Annotated in this window: 14 protein-coding genes and 1 pseudogene; 5 read left to right on the top strand and 10 right to left on the bottom strand. The window is 58.0% G+C overall.

Annotated elements, in window-relative coordinates; genetic code table 11:
- Positions 1 to 40: 40 nt before the first annotated feature.
- Positions 41 to 931 (top strand): ATP-binding protein, encoded by an 891-nt coding sequence (locus tag ACA059_RS08210; protein ID WP_140683416.1) that lies wholly within the window; start codon positions 41 to 43, stop codon positions 929 to 931.
- Positions 928 to 1,410, top strand: coding sequence for a GAF domain-containing protein (locus tag ACA059_RS08215; protein WP_497633363.1), 483 nt, complete (start codon positions 928 to 930; stop codon positions 1,408 to 1,410). The genes ACA059_RS08210 and ACA059_RS08215 overlap by 4 nt, the downstream gene beginning before the upstream one ends.
- Here the strand turns inward: ACA059_RS08215 and ACA059_RS08220 are convergent, their stop codons facing one another.
- From ACA059_RS08220 to ACA059_RS08260, 9 genes and pseudogenes are all read right to left on the bottom strand, one after another.
- Positions 1,411 to 4,359, bottom strand: coding sequence for an HD domain-containing phosphohydrolase (locus tag ACA059_RS08220; RefSeq protein ID WP_497633364.1), 2,949 nt, complete (start codon positions 4,357 to 4,359; stop codon positions 1,411 to 1,413).
- 49 nt (positions 4,360 to 4,408) lie between these two features.
- Positions 4,409 to 8,051 (bottom strand): annotated as a pseudogene (locus tag ACA059_RS08225) (transporter substrate-binding domain-containing protein).
- 8 nt (positions 8,052 to 8,059) lie between these two features.
- Positions 8,060 to 8,686, bottom strand: coding sequence for a response regulator transcription factor (locus ACA059_RS08230; protein WP_046049241.1), 627 nt, complete (start codon positions 8,684 to 8,686; stop codon positions 8,060 to 8,062).
- A gap of 255 nt (positions 8,687 to 8,941) precedes the next feature.
- On the bottom strand, positions 8,942 to 9,334 hold the full coding sequence (locus ACA059_RS08235; RefSeq protein WP_056742438.1) for a response regulator: 393 nt from the start codon (positions 9,332 to 9,334) through the stop codon (positions 8,942 to 8,944).
- A 181-nt stretch (positions 9,335 to 9,515) separates the two neighbouring features.
- A complete protein-coding gene (locus ACA059_RS08240; protein ID WP_056742437.1) occupies positions 9,516 to 10,844 on the bottom strand; it encodes a deoxyguanosinetriphosphate triphosphohydrolase in 1,329 nt (442 codons plus the stop codon).
- A 69-nt stretch (positions 10,845 to 10,913) separates the two neighbouring features.
- Entirely contained in the window at positions 10,914 to 12,077 is a 1,164-nt protein-coding gene (locus tag ACA059_RS08245) for an EAL domain-containing protein (RefSeq protein WP_497633365.1), read from the bottom strand.
- Positions 12,078 to 12,200: 123 nt separating this feature from the next.
- On the bottom strand, positions 12,201 to 12,542 hold the full coding sequence (locus ACA059_RS08250) for a hypothetical protein (protein WP_497633366.1): 342 nt from the start codon (positions 12,540 to 12,542) through the stop codon (positions 12,201 to 12,203).
- Positions 12,539 to 12,928, bottom strand: a complete 390-nt coding sequence (locus ACA059_RS08255) for a phage holin family protein (RefSeq protein ID WP_282481321.1) — start codon at positions 12,926 to 12,928, stop codon at positions 12,539 to 12,541. Before ACA059_RS08255 ends, ACA059_RS08250 begins: the two co-directional genes overlap by 4 nt.
- 1 nt (position 12,929) lies before the next feature.
- The gene (locus ACA059_RS08260) at positions 12,930 to 13,244 is read right to left on the bottom strand and encodes an ElaB/YgaM/YqjD family protein (RefSeq protein WP_017340000.1); all 315 of its coding nucleotides are present in this window, start codon (positions 13,242 to 13,244) and stop codon (positions 12,930 to 12,932) included.
- 306 nt (positions 13,245 to 13,550) lie between these two features.
- On the opposite strand from ACA059_RS08260, the gene ACA059_RS08265 reads away from it, so the two are divergent.
- On the top strand, positions 13,551 to 14,759 hold the full coding sequence (locus ACA059_RS08265) for an ammonium transporter (RefSeq protein ID WP_134419154.1): 1,209 nt from the start codon (positions 13,551 to 13,553) through the stop codon (positions 14,757 to 14,759).
- On the opposite strand, the gene ACA059_RS08270 is transcribed toward ACA059_RS08265, so the two are convergent.
- Positions 14,756 to 16,468, bottom strand: a complete 1,713-nt coding sequence (locus ACA059_RS08270) for a cation:proton antiporter (protein WP_497633367.1) — start codon at positions 16,466 to 16,468, stop codon at positions 14,756 to 14,758. The two genes, ACA059_RS08265 and ACA059_RS08270, sit on opposite strands and share 4 nt — an antisense overlap.
- 209 nt (positions 16,469 to 16,677) lie before the next feature.
- Between ACA059_RS08270 and ACA059_RS08275 the strand changes: the two genes are divergently transcribed.
- The gene (locus ACA059_RS08275; protein ID WP_497633368.1) at positions 16,678 to 16,917 is read left to right on the top strand and encodes a glutaredoxin family protein; all 240 of its coding nucleotides are present in this window, start codon (positions 16,678 to 16,680) and stop codon (positions 16,915 to 16,917) included.
- Positions 16,918 to 17,087: 170 nt separating this feature from the next.
- The gene (locus ACA059_RS08280; protein WP_008145883.1) at positions 17,088 to 17,405 is read left to right on the top strand and encodes a hypothetical protein; all 318 of its coding nucleotides are present in this window, start codon (positions 17,088 to 17,090) and stop codon (positions 17,403 to 17,405) included.
- The last annotated feature ends 62 nt before the right edge of the window (positions 17,406 to 17,467 follow it).

Consider the following 17,467-nt stretch of genomic DNA (forward strand, 5'->3'; position numbering starts at 1 on the left):
GTATCGCCATCATTACTGTGAACGTGCCCGAGGAGAAGACGTGGATTCCCGATTAAATGCTTTTCTTGAACGCGCCGATGCCGTTTTGGCCCGTATCGAACCGCTGCTGCCAGCACCTCGGCAAACCATCGACTGGACTCACTGCCTCGCCGCGCGCTGGCAACGTGAGGGCCGCAGCGGTTTTCTGTTGCCGCTGCAAGTCAGCCTCGACACGCGTTTGACCGACCTGATCGGTGTAGACCGTCAAGTGGAGCAACTGGGGCGTAATACCCTACAGTTCCTCGACGGCATGCCGGCCAACCATGCGCTGCTCTGGGGCTCGCGTGGTACCGGTAAATCGTCGCTGGTTCGCGCCTTGCTGGCCGAACACGCCGAAGCCGGTTTGCGCTTGATCGAAATCGAGCGCGATCACCTGGCGGACTTGCCGCGTATTGTCGAACAGATCGCCAAGCTGCCCCAGCGTTTCGTGCTGTTCTGCGATGACCTGTCGTTCGAGTCGGGCGAGGGTGACTATCGCGTGCTCAAGAGCGTGCTCGACGGTTCTCTCGAACAGGCCCCGGATAACGTTTTGCTGTACGCCACGTCCAACCGTCGCCATTTGGTGCCGGAAAAGGAAAGCGATAACGAAAACTGGAAACGCGTTGACGGCGAACTCCATCCCAGCGAGGCGGTGGAAGACAAGATTGCGCTGTCGGATCGTTTTGGATTGTGGCTGTCGTTCTATCCGTTTACTCAGGAGCACTTCCTCAACGTCGTCGAACACTGGATCGGTCAACTGGCCGACAAGGCGGGCCTTAAGTGGCAGCGAGACGAAGAACTGGACATCCTCGCGGTGCGCTGGGCTACGGGCCGCGGTAATCGCAACGGACGTTGCGCGTATCAATTTGCCCGCTATTGGGTCGGGCTGAAGTTGTTGGAGCACAAGGCATGATTGATTTACAAAAGAGCGGCCAAGGCCTCGAAGGCTATGGCATGTTGTGGGCGCAATTGGAGTCATTGCTGGCGGACGAGCGGGATTTTATTGCCAACGCCGCGCAGTTTTCTGCGTTCCTGTACAACCAGCTCGATGACCTGAACTGGGCCGGTTTCTATCTCAATCGCAACGAAGAACTGGTGCTTGGCCCGTTTCAGGGACAAATCGCCTGCGTGCGGATTCCGTTCGGTCGGGGGGTGTGCGGCGCGGCGGCGGCCACCTTGCAGACCCAGTTGGTCAAGGACGTGCACGCGTTCCCCGGACACATCGCTTGCGACAGCGCGTCGAACAGCGAACTGGTGGTGCCACTGGTCAAGGACGGTCGCCTGATCGGCGTACTGGATCTCGATAGCCCGAAACTGGCACGTTTTACCGCTGAAGATCAGGCCGGTATCGAGCAATTGGCGGCGATTTTCCTGCGCCTGACCGACTGCTGATCATGCCCGCAAGCCTGCCTTGACCAGCAGGCTTGTCGGATCAACCGCATCGATCTGTTGGGGATCGAGGAATCGATCGGCGTACTGCAAGTAGATTTGCGCGTTGATGAACAGCCCGAACAACTCAGGATCGATGTGGGCATCCCGGCACATCGTGGCCATGATGCCCAGCGCTTCGCTCAACGACTTGGCTTTCTTGTAGGGGCGATCGGCGGCGGTCAGTGCTTCGAAAATATCGGCAATCGCCATCATCCGCGCCGGCAGGCTCATTTCTTCGCGCTTCAACTGTTTGGGATACCCGGTGCCGTCCATTTTCTCGTGGTGGCCGCCGGCGATCTCCGCGACGTTGGTGAGGTGGCCGGGGAAGGGCAGGTGGCTGAGCATCAGAATCGTCTGCACCATGTGGTGATTGATGATGTAACGCTCCTCGCGGGTCAGGGTGCCTCGGGCAACGCTCAGGTTATAGAGCTCGCCCCGGTTGTACTTGTAGCGCGGCACATCGAGCTTGAACCCCCACGGATTGTCCTCCGGAATCAGTTCGGCTTCGGGCCGTTCGAACAGATGCTCGGGTTTGTCCGCCAGCAATGGCTCGCTGACCGGCAGTGTCGGTGCCGGAGTCCGCGCCTGACGCCGGTTCTCTTCCCAGGAAACACCCAGCCGGTCATCCAGGGTTCGGATCCAGGTGCGTTGGGCGATGCTGCGCAGGCGTTGCAGATCGGTCTCAGCCATCGCCTCGCCACCCAGGTTGCAGCGGGCAACGAACGCGAAATCATCGTCCAGCGCTGCCAGCGTGGTGTTGCGCAGTTCGGCCAGGTGCTGCTCTTCACCGCCCAGGGCCATGGCTTGCCAATAGCTGATCCAGGCATCGCGCTTGAGCACTTCGAAGCGGGTGCGGATTTCGTGAATACGGTCGTTTAGGGTTTCCAGCTTCGTGGCTTTATCGACCACGTATTCCGGGGTGGTGACCTTGCCGCAGTCGTGCAGCCAGGCGGCGATGTGCAGCGCTTCCCATTCATCTTCGGTGGGTTGATAGCCACTGAAGGCCGGGTCCTGGCTGGCCGCGGCGGCTTGGGCAAGCATCAGGGTCAGCGCCGGCACTCGCTGGCAGTGACCGCCGGTGTAGGGGCTTTTGGCGTCAATTGCACCCGCCAGCAGTTGAATGAAGGAGTCCAGCAGTTGTTTTTGTTTGGCTTGCAGACGCTGACTTTCAATACTCACGGCGGCTGCACCGGAAACGGCCTGGAGGAACGCGATGCGGTCCGGACGAAGTTTCTCCAGATCGCTCTGATTGCCGGTATCGGCCAACAGCAGGATCAGCAGGCCCACGGTTTCGTTATGACGATTGTGCAGCCGAATGCCGATCAGGTGAACGCGCGGACACTCCAGCGCAAGCAACACCTTCTGCAAATCCCCGGCTTGTTCAAAACCAAGCGTGGTGACGACGTTGTCGGCATTCGACAGCTGTTGTAGCCATGCAGGGCTTTGCGGAGACTGGAGTTCGTGTCCTCGAAGATCAAATGACGGCAATGCCCGTGAGGTGCCGTTGACGACCAGACCATGGGGCTCCATGCGATCGCCATCACTTTCGCGCAGGTAGATCAGACCGGCCTGGGCCTGGCCGATTTTCACGGTTTCAAACAACACCCGTTCCAGCAAGGGGGCGAAGCGGGTCTCGGCGCTCAGGCTGTCGGTGATCTGGAAAAAACTCGCCAGGGTGTCTTTCATGCGCGTCATCGACACGCTCAGTTGGTCGACTTCGAGCACGGGAGAGCGACGTGAGGCCGGAAAATTGAAGTCGAAACTGCGAACTGCATCGGCCTCCCGCACCAGCGCGCGCAGGGGTTTGACCAGAATCCGCGAGGTCAGCCAGCCCAGCGGCAGGCACAGTAACAGCGTGGCCAGGGTAATCAACGCGCCTTGCCAGCGCATGCGGTAGGCATCGACGAGTAACTCATCTTCCGGCACCAGCAGCGCCAGTTGCAGTCCCTGGGGGCCGCCTTCCTGCATGCTGCTGCGGGCAACGATCCATTGACGACCGGCGACATCCAGGCGATTACCTGCGGGGGGATTGTTGAGCAATGCGCCAAGGCTGGGGCTCAGGTCGGCGGCTTTGATCAGGCGGGCAGTCTGATCGTCGATGATCAGTTTGCTGCTGTCGGGATACGCGATGGCATTCCCTTCAGCATCGAACAGCACAATGTCGGTACTCGGAGTCACAACATGTTTGGCCAGGGTTGCGGAGAGCTCCACCAGGGTCAGATCGGCACCCATGACCGCCTGTTCGCCACTGCGCCGGGCCAGGGTAGTGCCGACATTGTGGGTGGAGAAAAAGATGTAGGGTTCGGTGGTGATCTGATCGCTGTCGCTACGGGCGTTGGCATACCAGGCGCGGGTTCGCGGATCGTAGGTTTCGTCGGGGTTGTCCTGGCGGCTGACGAGGGCCAGATCCTGATCGAAAAACAATGATTGGGAGCGGACCTGACCGCTGTTGCCTGTTTGCTCAATGCTCCACACCTGATAAGCCGCAGTATCCGGTGCCTTGAGGAGCGTTTTCAGGTCGGGGGTTCGCAAGGGTCGAACCATGAAGAAATCACCGTTGCCATAGCCCAGATACAACGAGGCCAGGTCGGGGTTGTCCTTGAGCGACTGGCTGAAGGGTTTGAGCAGTGCCAGGCGTTGCTCAAGGTCAGGTGCCTGAGTCGCCGGGTATTCCGCCAGCAGGGACAGCAGATGGCGAATCGGCTCATAGGTGGCGTGCAGGTCGAGGCGGACGTCCTGCTCTATGCGGTTGAAGAGTTGTTCACTGCTGGAAAGAATGATCTGCGTGGTTTGCCGGTAGTTGAAAACGCCCAGCACCACGCCAGTCAGCAACAGCAGGAAAGTGAACATCACGCTGATATGGACGTGCAGGGGGAACCGACGTTGATCCGGGCGCAGTGGGCTGGGCATTGCAGGTCTCTCCATGATGGTTAACGCACTGCTCAGCGTCCAAGCATAGTTAAGGCTCTGTCATTCTGCTTTTGTCGTTTTGGCCGATCTGTTGCTGCAATGCTTGCTCCAATTCGAGCATGGCGCGCTCTATAGCCTTGCTGCAATCGGCCACTTCGTCGTGATGAAACACTTCATGGCAGGCCTTTTCCATCGCCTCGCAGCTGTCGATCACCCGGGACGCCTGGACGATTCGGGCGGCGCCCTTGATTTTGTGGGCGACGTCGAGAAATGGCTGAGGTTCTTTGGAGGGGGACAGCGCCAGCAGTTCTTGTCGGTCCAGACGGTTGCTGTTCAACAGTTCGGTCAACAATCGCTGGTCCAATACCGGATCTCCGCCGGTCAAAAGACGCAGTCCTTGCAGGCTGAACGCGGGATCGCGGACAGTTGGCCTGATACCTTCAAACCACTGACTCAAGGCTGTCAGGGTAAGGGGCTTGAACAGGCAGTCGTCCATCCCGGCTTGTTTGCAGCGTTGTATTTCTTCCGGTTGTGCGTTGGCGGTAAAACCCAGCACGGTACAGGGCGGGCGGTGCGTTTCTTGTTCATGTCGGCGAACGGCGCGGGCCAGTTCGTATCCGTTCATGATCGGCATGTTGCAATCGACAATCACCAGATCGAACGGCTCAGCTTCCCATGCCTGAAATCCCGCCTGGCCATCCGGGGCGACGCTGAATCGGTGGCCCAGAAACTCCAGTTGCTGGCACATAAGCAAGCGATTGGCGGGGTGATCGTCGACCACCAGAACATTCAACGGGGGCGTCGTGGTGCGGATTTGCGCTTCAGCAGTCTCCGGCATCTGTACGAGTGGCAGTGTTGCCAGGTGCAACGACACCTCGACGTGAGTACCGACACCCGGCTGGCTGCTCAATTGCAAGCTGCCGCCCATCATTTCGCACAGGCTGCGGCTGATCACCAGCCCAAGCCCCGCACCGCCTCTGGCTGACTGCCCGGAGTGATCGGCCTGAGCGAAAGGTTCGAACAACCGCCGCTGATCCTGTTCACTGATCCCTATGCCGCTGTCGTGAACCTGCAACAGCATCCGGACCCGCTCAGGCTCGGCGGTTGGGTGCAGGTCGACGATGATCCTGATTTGGCCGCGCTCCGTAAACTTGATGGCGTTGCTCACCAGGTTGGACAGCACCTGTTTGAAGCGCATCGGGTCCAACAGGACATCAAACCCCGGATTGGCAGGGCGGAATTCCAGCAGCAGCCGGAGACTTTTCTGGCGCGCCAGTCCATCGAAGACCCGCACCACCGAGGCCACGATTTCACTTGGATTGACCCGTTCAGGGCTCAGGCTCAGCCGTCCGGATTCAATCCGTGCAATGTCGAGAATGTCCCCGATCAGCTCCAGCAGGTCCTTCGCCGAGTTGTACGCCACATCGATGGCCGGGCGATCCGGGTGCTCATGATCGATGCGTTTCAGCGTGAGTTCGAGCATGCCGATGACCGCATTCATCGGGGTGCGGATCTCATGGCTCATGGTCGCCAGAAAAGTGGTTTTGGCACGGTTGGCTTCATCGGCGCGCTCTTTGGCATAGCGCAGATCATCGAACAGTTGCCGCCGTTCACTGATGTCGATCCAGCCGCCGATGATGCCTTGTACTTCACCGCTCGAATCGCGGTAGGGAAGAATCCAGTGGTAAATCGTCAGCCTGCGGTCGCCGATGTGCAGCGCGCGATCGAGAATCAGCGGTATGCCCTCGGCCACGACGCGCTGGTAATCGGCCTGATATTCCCGGGCTTCGAACGCATTGCTCATATTGCCTTGCATGACGCCTTTACCGATGACGTCTTCACGTCTCGCACAGAAGGCTTCCAGGTAACTGTCGTTGCAGCTTTGCAGCAGTCCCTGACGATCGCGGACGTAAATGGGATGAGGCGTCCCGTTGACCAGTGATCGCATGAATTCGAGTTGATCGTTCAATGCACGCTCGGCTGCCTGACGCTGCTTTATCTGGCGACGCATGTAAGCGTTCCAGGCAACGGAAATCAGCAGCAGCACCCCGGCACCGATGACGATTTGGTAGAACAGTCGGTGATAGTTGCGCCAGGTACTTTGCGAGGACGCCGAATAGCCGCGCCAACGGCTGTTGATGATGCCCAGTTCTTCCGGAGCAATACTCAGCAGTGCCTTGTTGAGGATGGCGTTCAGTTCTTTGGCATCTCGGCCTGTGGCCAGGGAGAACGCGGCCTGCCGGGTGCCGATGGTGGTACTGATTTGAAGGGTGTGCTCGAAGAGCTGCGATGAGATGAAGTAGTTGGCAATCACCAGTGAATTCACCGCACCTTCTGCCTTGCCCTCGGCCAACAACTCCACGGCGCTGAACGTGTCCGGGGTTTCAATCAGCCTGATCCGGGAACTCGCTGCGCAGGTAATCCACCAGGGGATTGCCTTGGGCAATTGCCAGGCGCTTGTCCTGCAACTGCGCAAGGCTTGTCGGGCTGTTGGCGGCTTTGCGAGTCAGCAGGACAAAGGAGTTTTGCAGATAGGGGCGGGTGAAGTTCAGCGTCATTTCACGTTGGGCGCTGGGGAGCAGGGCGGCGATCAAGTCGACCTTATTGTCCCTGATCTGCTCGATCATCTCGTCATCACTGCGGCTGCGACGGACGTCGAAGCGCAAACCGGTGCGCAATCTGATCAGCTCGAGCAAGTCCGCGGTAACCCCACGAAAGTTGCCATCACTGTCGAAAAACGTCAGCGGCGCAAAAGCCTCATTGACCACCACACGCACTACCGGGTGTTGTGCCAGCCAGCGTTCTTCGTTGTCGGTGAGTTGCAGTTTTTGATCGGTGAGAAGCATGTCACTGCCGGCACTCCAGCGTTTGGCAATGTTGTCTCGTTCGCTGGTGGGGATGGCCATGAGTATTGCGTTGATGATCCCGAGCAGTTGCGGGTTGTTCTTGTGCACGGCAAAGCTGAAACCGTGTGCTTCGTGTTTGCCGAAGTTGGCCATGCGGATGTTGTTCAGATACCCCTTGTTGATCATGTAATGGGTGGAAATGGTGTCACCCAGAAAAACGTCAGCCTGGTCGAAGGCAACGGCATTGATCGCATTCTGGTAGGACGGAAAGGACGTGATGATCGCCCTCGGATACATTGCCTTCACCTCCTCCTGCCGCAAATAGTGATACACCATGCTCAGGCGCAGACCGGCCAGGCCATCGGTCAAGGATCTGGTTTCACCTTCGCGTGTCACCAGAACCGGCTGGTCCACGGCGTAGGGGGTGGAAAGTACGATGTCAGCGTTGTGGGCTTCGAATCCATTGGCGGTCCCCAGCAAATCGATCTCGCCGTTTTCGAGTGCCTCTATAGCGGCCTCCCGGGACGAAAATCTCAGAACCTTGATTAGCAAACCGGTTGTTTTGCCGAGGATGCCCGCGTAATCGGCGGTAAAACCTTCGTAATCGTGACCACTGATGGTCAGGTCGAAAGGGGGGTAGTCCGGGGCTGACGTGCCCAGGATCAGTTCCCGTTTATGCTCAATCCATTGTCGTTGTGCGTTATCCAGTTGGACTTCCTGGTGTCCGGCCATTGAGCGACTCATCAGGGTGTAGTTCTCGCTGACGGTCTGCGCAGCGGCCACTGAGGCGGTCAGGCATAATCCTGCGGCTATGAGTGTCAGATAATCCTTTATACGACTGGGCATCCTGTTTCTCACACTAACGCGTTACGTTTTGCCATATCGATGAGTTCAACCAGGGATTTGGCTTTGAGTTTCTGCATGAGGCGTTTTTTATAAGTGCTGACAGTCTTGTTGCTAAGAAACATGCCTTTGGCAATTTCCTTGTTGGTTCGGCCTTGGGCAAAGAGTTGCAATACCATCAGTTCCCGGTCATTGACTGACTTGAACAGTTCCAGGTCGGCGAATCGCGCGTCATCACAGCGGACAGGATTCAAGGCCTGACTTGGGAAATAGTTGTAACCTGACAATACGGCCTTTATAGCGCTGACCAGTTCACTCAGATCTTCCTGTTTACACACATATCCCGATGCGCCGGATTGCATGCAGCGAATACCGAAAAGTGTCGGGCACTGTGCTGTTAACACCAATGTTTTCAGGCGGGTACTCATTGCGTTGAAACGGGCGAGAACTTCCAACCCGTCCAGTTTGGGAATGCTGATGTCGAGAATGACCAGATCAGGCATGCATTCGCGAACCATCTGCATGGCGTCGACCCCATTATCAGTTTCGCCGACGACTTTGTAACCTTCATGTTCAAGCAACATTCTGACGGCAAGGCGGATGACCGGGTGATCGTCGACAATAAAAACGGAGTTCATAATCAAATCCCATACGAGCTCTAATAAAGCGCGCACCTTAGCTCAGATAGTTGAGGCGACGCATGAGCTGACGGACCTGCAGCGGCAATATAGGAACAATCCTACAGCTGAAGAAGAATGGGACTACGTATCAACTAGGTTTTTTATGAAGAAGGGTAAAGGTTGTTGATAATTAATCGAGAGGTTGGAAGTATTTAATTGTAAGTTTTGAGTTGTGTTCTGGCTGAATTTTTAGTGCGTTTGGTGTGCAATTTTTTACAATGAGGCCAAGGTCAACAAGTTTCTAAATTCGGATTGTTTCAGCGGTTTGATCAAGTACCCCAACAATGGCAGTCCGTGTTCGTTAGCCTTTTTTTCAAGTTCATCCAGTTCGGCGGATGTCAGGCTACTTAACAGTATGGCCTGTCTAATCATCCCCCGGTGGCTGGCGAATTCGACCAGATCAAGCCCGGAGAGGTCGGGCAGACATTGATCGCACAAAAGAATATCAAATGGTTGCACAGCCTTGAGCATTTGTTGCAAGGCGCCATCGGCACTGTCGGTAGTGGTCAGTTGGGTGAAACCGTAACTCTCAAGCAGATATTGAGTGGCCCGGAGTTGGAAGGGATGATCTTCCACCAGCAAGATGCGCAGATCGTCTTTGAACATAGGAGTATTCACGCTTCTTCTGTCGAGCTGAAGGAAGCGAGATTATTTCGCGAGGTTACCGAATAATCGATCAGTTAGCTCAGCGCATGTTGTAGGGGGATTCGGCGAACGTTGAGTGCACTTGGGTTTTGAGAGGCAAATCAACCATTGCAGGCGGCAATGGCTGATCACCCAGGTCTCATCAGTGGCTCGAACGACCGGTCATCTCCAGCGCCATTTCGCTGGCATAGCTGTCGGTCATGCCGGCGATGAAATCAATCATCCGTAGAAACGAGGCGTGCAATGGGCCGTGGGGATCGGGCGCATTGTTACCCAACAGGTCGAGGACTCGGCGACTCTTGAAGGACGGCGTTCGACCGTTATGCTGTTCCAGTGCCGCACCGCAGAAGGCGTTGAGCAAGATTTCCAGCGTGGTGTAGGCGCCGATTTCATGCAGGGTCTTGCGCTTGTCCTGGAAGATTTTTTTGCGCGCCATGTCCTTGGCATTCAGTACGCATCGCTTGGCAGGGCCGTGCATGTGCTCCACCAGATCGCCGGGCAGCGTGCCGGCCAGCAACGCGTCCTGTTGCTCGACAAAGGCCCGTGCTGCGGCGTTGGTCAGGTGTTCAATGGCTTTGCCTCGCAGGATCGCCAGTTTGCGCCGGCGCGAATCCAGTGGACCAAGCTGGCGATAGGTTTCCGGCAGATCGTCACCCACAAGGTCCAGCAACAGGGACTCGACTTCGGCGTACTCCAACAACTCCATTTCCAGACCGTCTTCCAGATCGATCAGCGCGTAACAGATGTCATCGGCAGCCTCCATCAGATACACCAGCGGATGGCGCGCCCAACGCTGCTCCTCGAGTTGCGGCAAGCCGAGTTTATGGGCGATTTGTTCCAGAAGCGGCAATTCGCTCTGATAGCAGCCGAACTTGTGTTTCTTGTAGCCCAGTGAATCCGCGTGTTTTGCCGTCCATGGATACTTCAGATAAGTACCCAGCGTGGCGTAGGTCAGCCGGGTGCCGCCGTCGAACTGGTGATACTCCAGCTGGGTGAGTACCCGGAAGCCTTGGGCATTGCCTTCGAAGTTGAGGAAATCATTGCGTTCGACTTCGCTCATTGCATCCAGCCAGCCACGGCCGGCGGCTTGCTGGAACCAGTGGCGAATTGCGTCTTCGCCGGAATGGCCGAAGGGCGGATTGCCGATGTCATGGGCCAGGCAAGCCGATTGCACCACCATGCCCAGGTCGCTGGGCTCGCACCAGTCGGGCAGGGCGCTGCGGATGGTTTCTCCGACGCGCATGCCCAGCGAACGGCCGACGCAGCTGACTTCCAGCGAGTGGGTCAGGCGCGTGTGGATATGATCATTGCTGGTGACCGGATGGACCTGGGTCTTACGCCCGAGGCGGCGAAACGCGCCCGAGAAAATGATCCGGTCGTGGTCTTTGTGGAAAGGACTGCGGCCGAGTTCTTCCGGGCTGTGCAGAGGCTTTCCGAGGCGTTCGCGGGTAAGCAGGGTTTGCCAATCCAAGGCGGGTTCTCTCCGTCAGGTGTTTGATTGCTTAAGCTTCCGGGTTCGCGTCCGGACCTGCAAGCGGAACTACAGCCCGGCGGCGTCGATATCGATGAGCAGCAGTCGTTCGCCGTTGTCGAAAAATTGCCCGGCGGTGAGGCAGTACTGGTTGGTGGTGGCATCGCGGTAAGTATTGGAGAGCGTCAACCTGCGCTCATCCCAACCCTCTGCCAGCAGGTGGTAGAAGTAGGGGCGCCATGACCAGTTGTGGCCCAGGTAGCGATTGTCGGCCTCCCAGCCGTTGTTGCGCCATTCAAGGTTGGGCGTCAGCTGCGTACCGTGGCGGTCGCATTGATAGAAGCGCAGCAGCCAGGGAAATGCATCCAGTTGTGGCAAGGCGCTGAGTGGCGCGCGGGCCTGAGCCCATGCTTGCAGGATGGTCATCAGCTCGCTGAGTTGCTGGCGCATGATCATCAGGCGACCGCGCTCAGCCAGCTTCTGCTGAACATAGCGCTGACGCAGTTGCGCGAAGCGCTCGACAAAGGCGTCCGTGGCAAAGAAATCGGTTTGCGCCCGGGCGAACAGAAAACCCTGAACGTAGCGCGAACCGCACTCCAGGGCAAAACTCAGTTGAGCTTCGGTTTCCACCCCTTCGGCGATGATCCAGCAACCGGTTTTCTCCGCCATTTGTGCCAGCGCCTTGACCACGTCGCTGCTCGGTCCACCCAACGCTGCGGCCTGGAACAGGCGCATGTCGAGTTTGAGAATGTCCGGTTGCAGGGCCAGTACGCGATCAAGCTGAGAGTAACCGGCACCAAAATCATCGATGGCGATCCTCGCGCCGGCCTGTCGGTAGCGCGCCACGACGTCGGCCAGGCGCTGAATATCGCCCCCCAGTTCGGTGATCTCGAAGACAATGCGTTGCGGGTCGACGTTGTGCCTGCTCAATTGCTTGAGGCTCGGTAGAGCCTGGTCCTGTCGCAAGCGGTTGATCCAGCGTGGCGATATGTTCAGGCTCAGAAACCAGTCCGAGGGCGCTTCATGCAGGCGGCTTAGCGCGTTATCGCGGATCTGGCGATCCAGACGGCGCAGCGCGATGGCGGGCGTTCGCTGGTCGGCGAACAGCGGCCCCACCGAGGTCAGTTGACCGTCGGCCTGGCGCAATCTTCCCAGCGCCTCGACACCAGCGATACGGCCGGTGGCGGTATCGATGAACGGCTGAAAACAGGCGAGCGGTTGCCCGTCGATCACGAGGCCTCCTTGGTCAGGTCTTGTTATTGGATAAAACCTGTTCACCGGTCAGGCACGCAGGATTGAACCCCTCGATAAAGAGGTTCAATCCCGATGTTGCAAGAATGTAGCCAGATAGTGGCCTTAGTTGTGACGCGAAGAGCCTTGCATGACCAGCTTGATCAATGGCCCCAGTGTGGTGCCCAGACGAACCAGTCGAGTGACGCTGCTGACGCCACCGCTCTTGGCGCCCTTGCCCGTCAGAAAGCCCAGCAAGGTGACGGCTGCCACGCCCCAGAGTGGAGCGTGCTTGATGCCGAAGCCATCATGCAGGTTCTGCGTCATCCCGCGCACACGCTGTAAGGGTTGCAGCAATTCCCGGGATTCGTGGCGAATTTCCTGGCGATGCATTTCCATGCGCAGGCGAATCAGCGCCTTGCGCATTTCAGTGCGCGAGCTGTTGTGAGGCAGTTCAGGCAGGCTCATGGCAGCAGGCGCTCCCGATCGTTGGCCAACTCTTCCAGGGTGCCGTGGAAGGGCGAAGATTCATCGAAAATCGCCGCTCTCAAGCGCATCGCACAGAAAATGGCCGCAAGTGTGTAGAAAACACAGAGCCCGATGATGGCCGCCAGTCGATAGGTGTCCCAAAACAGGATCATCACCAGCGTCGACAACCCCACCAGCAACAGCAAGGCAAAAACCAGCGCCAGGCCTGCGAACAGCAACAGGCTTACCGTGCGGGCTTTTTGTTCCTGCAATTCGATGCCGAACAGTTCGACATGGCTGTGCAGCAGTCCAAGAAACGCGGCACCCAGGCGCCGCGGTGAGGAGCTTGGGCCCGTTGCGGACGAGCCGGATTCGCCGATCGCCATATCAGCGCCGAGTGGCCAGCAAGCCAATCAGGAAACCAACCCCGGCCGCGATCCCGACCGATTGCCATGGGTTGGCCTGGACATAGTCTTCGGTGGCGGTAACGGCGGCCTTGCTGCGTTCGCGCAGGGAGTCTTCGGTCAACTTCAAGGTTTCGCGCGCACGCAGCAGACTGTCGTGGATTTGCTCGCGCAACTCATCAGCCTGATCGCCGGCCAACGTTGCGGTGTGTTCCAGCAACCGTTCGGTGTCGCTGACCAGCGTCTGAAAATCGTTCATCAGGATTTCTTGAGCAGTCTTTGCCTTGATACTGGCCATGGGTGGATCTCCGTAAGTGGCTTCTGAATCGTTCGAGTATGAGCCTTGCGCGAAGGTTCAGTACAAATGACTGGTACAACTTTTGCTACGTCGTGGTGCGTCTGCCTGCACCGTTGCGCTGTTGCTGGGCAGGATTCGAGCAAAACCTTATCTCAAATAATGAAAACTCGCGCAAAGGTTCCAGCCTTGTGCGCCAAAGCGACTCATCGGGATCAATCTGCTGATCCCGGCAAGGTGCAACTTGGTGCATGAATTGTCTGTGCGAACTGCTTTAGTGCTTTTTTAGCCTTCAGGTCTGCCAACCCCATGGAAAATCTGCAAAGCGCTGTGGACAGTCTGGTCCATAGCTCCAATACGTTGTTCATTCTGATCGGCGCGGTCATGGTGCTGGCGATGCACGCCGGTTTCGCCTTTCTTGAAGTCGGCACGGTTCGACAAAAGAACCAGGTCAATGCCTTGTCGAAGATCCTCAGCGATTTCGCCATTTCGACCCTGGCCTACTTCTTTATAGGCTATTGGATTTCCTATGGGGTGACCTTCATGCAACCGGCGGCGGTGATCAATGCTGATCATGGCTATGGGCTGGTGAAGTTTTTCTTCCTGCTGACCTTTGCTGCGGCGATACCCGCGATCATTTCCGGCGGCATCGCCGAGCGTGCCCGCTTCGTCCCGCAGCTGTGTGCAACGGCACTGATCGTGGCGTTCATCTATCCGTTCTTCGAGGGCATGATCTGGAACGGCAACTTTGGCCTGCAAGCCTGGTTGCTGGAGCACTTTGGCGCCAGCTTCCATGATTTCGCCGGCTCGGTGGTGGTCCATGCCATGGGGGGTTGGCTGGCTCTGGCGGCGGTGTTGTTGCTCGGGCCGCGCAATGGTCGTTATCGCGAAGGGCGACTGGTGGCGTTCGCGCCCTCGAGCATTCCCTTTTTGGCGCTGGGGTCGTGGATCCTGATCGTTGGCTGGTTCGGTTTCAACGTGATGAGCGCGCAAACCTTGCAAGGTGTCAGCGGACTGGTGGCGGTGAACTCGCTGATGGCCATGGTCGGCGGCACCGTGGCGGCACTGATCGTCGGGCGCAATGACCCGGGCTTTCTGCATAACGGCCCGCTGGCCGGACTGGTGGCGATCTGTGCCGGTTCCGATCTGATGCACCCGGTGGGCGCGCTGATCACTGGCGTCATCGCCGGCGCATTGTTTGTCTGGTGTTTCACTGCGGCTCAAGTCAAATGGCGCATCGACGATGTGCTGGGGGTTTGGCCGTTGCATGGTTTGTGTGGCGTCTGGGGCGGAATCGCCTGCGGCATTTTTGGCCAAAGTGCGTTGGGTGGGCTGGGCGGCGTGAGTCTGATCAGCCAGTTGATCGGCACTGCGTTGGGGGTGGTTGTGGCGCTGGCTGGTGGCTTTGCCGTGTATGGCGCGATCAAGGCGTTCCATGGTCTGCGCCTGAGTCAGGAAGAAGAGTATTACGGCGCTGACTTGTCGGTGCACAAGATCGGCGCTGTGAGCCAGGACTAGGTTTCTTCGTCGTCAGCGCCAGGATAGAAACCGTGCAACAGACGATAGCGGTCGTGGCGTATCTGGTCGGCCCGCTCCTGTACCTGATGCGCGGGTAATCCCAGCATGATCAGCGCGTGGGAGGCGAGCATCAGGCTCGACTCCAGCAGTTCAGGCACGACTTCGCTGGCGCCGGCTGCCTTCAACTCGGCCAGTTGGCTGTCGTCGCGTGTGCGCACCAGAATCGGCACGGTCGCGTTGAGTCGCCGCGCTTCCTTGAGGATCAGCAATGCGATGTCGGTCTGGTCCACGGCGATGACCAGCAGCCTGGCGCGCTCCAGCCCTATCGCAACCAGCAGTTCACCGCGACGTGAGTCGCCATAATGCACACAGGTTTCACCCACGGCGGCTTCGTGGACACGCACCGGATCAGTATCCAGTGCGATGTAGGGTTGCTGCGCGTTGCGTAGTGCGCGTCCGATTGACTGACCTACACGACCGTAGCCACATATAACGACATGGTTGTGTAACCCGGCATTGAGCGCGCTGATTTCTTCAAGTTTTGCTTCTTCGTTGGGTTTGCGGTGCAGGCGTGCGGCGACGTGGGGTGCGGCGCGCAGCAACACCGGCGTGACGAGCATTGAACAAAAGGTCGCCGCCAGCAGCAGGCCGCCAAAATCCGCGGGCATCAGTTTGTTCTGCTGCATCTGTGCCATCAGCGCAAAGCAGAACTCGCCGCCCTGGGCCAATGCCAGGCCGCTGCGCCAGGCGGTTTCGCCATCGCTGCCACGCCATTTGACCAGCAGCGCAACGACGCTGCCCTTGAGCAGCAACAGCCCCAGGGTCAGGCCGAGAATCAGCAGGCCGTGGCTGGCGAACAACTGCAAGTCGATCAGCATGCCGATACTGACGAAGAACAGCCCGAGCAGGATGTCGCGGAACGGGCGGATGTCGGCCTCGATCTGGTGCCGGTAATGGCTTTCCCCCAACAGCATGCCGGCGAGAAACGCACCCAGGGCAGGGGAGAGGCCGAGCAGGTGCGTCAGCCACGCCGTCAGCAGAACAATGACCAGCGCCAGTAGCACGAACAGTTCCGGGGAACGGGCAGCCGCCACTTCATGGAACAGCCGCGGCAGCAACCAGCGACTGGCCAGCAGCAGGCCGACGAACAATACGACGGTTTTACCCAGCGTCAGTGGTAGCGCCCAATACCAGGCTTGATCGCTGCTACCAGCGAACACGGGCACCAGGGTCAGTAGCAATACCGCCACGACGTCCTGGAACAGCAACACGGCAATGGCATTCTGGCCGTGACTGCTGAAAATCTCGCCGAGACTGCTCAACTCTTTACTAACAATGGCCGTGGAAGACAGCGACAGGCCGGCGCCGAGTAACAGCGCAGGCGTGATCGGCATGCCGAGCAGCATCAGCAAACCACCTAGCAGTATCCCGGAGCACAGCACCTGCAGACTGCCAAGCCCAAACACCACTCGGCGCAACACGAGCATCTTCGACAGGGAAAATTCCAGCCCGAGGGAGAACAGCAGGAACACCACACCCAACTCGGCGAGGTCCGGCAGCTCTTCGCTTTCATTCACCCAGTTGAATGCGGTTGGCCCGATCATCAGTCCCACGCACAGGTAGCCCAGCACCGGTGGCAATCGCAGGCGCTGGAACAGCGCAATCACCACCAGGGAGGAGGCGAGGATGATCAACAGGTTGGCGAACACGAAAAACTCCGGTGATGGGCGCTGGCAATTCAAGCGTAGAGGCAAATAATCCGTGAGCATCGCGCAATGGGTATTGAAGACGACTGATGTGCGTCAGCGTATTGCCGCGGCCCGTTGCCGTTCATGGCTCAAGGGTAGAGTATTCAATGGCTCGACGGCTTTTCGGGGCGGGCCTAGAATAGTCACTTAATTTTTTCGGTTGAGCGCTCATGCTTCCTGAATGTCAGCTGTTCGGCACCCTTGGGTGTCATCTCTGTGAAGTCGCCGAAGCCATGCTGATGGAATTTGTCGAGCGCGAAGGTCTGCTGGTGGAGCTGGTGGATATCGCTAACGACGAAACATGGTTCGAAGCTTACAGTCTGCGTATTCCGGTGTTACGACGGGTCGATACCGGTGCTGAGTTGGCCTGGCCTTTCAGTGCCGAGCAAGTGGTGGCACTCCTGCGTTGATCGGTTTTTGTGGCGGCGAATTTCCCGCCTGTCGAACTTTGCGATTGATCCCCTTGGCTTTACCGGTCGCGTTCGGATACTGTATGCGCATACAGTTATTCGTAATGCCTGCCTTGTCGTCCCTGGTTTTCGGGTTTGACCAGGCAGTCCGGGCGTGAGAGGGATGAATCGTGGTCAATGTCGAACAATTGAAGAACAGCGTGAACCGGATGTCGGCGGATGTGGTGCGCGAGGCGGTCCTCGAGTTGCGTCTGGATGGCCTGGTGACAGAAGGAAAAACCCCCTTCAATAAACTGCATTTCAATACCTGTTTCGCCGAAATCGAAGCCTTGTTCCAGCGCGCGGGCTATCACCGGCAGTTGGATGTCGTGGGCTATCAGGGTTTGTTGTATGCGCTTTATGACCCTGGTCGATGGGAGGCGGTCGATGTGCTGCGCTGGCTCAAGGAGTTCACCGAAGCGGCAGCGCGCACGCAGATACCGGCTTGAGGATTCTCTTCTAGGTTCGTTCCGGCCGCTGTTGGATAATGCCGCCCTGTATTGAGGGTTAG

This window comes from Pseudomonas sp. LBUM1647 (genome assembly GCF_059716175.1).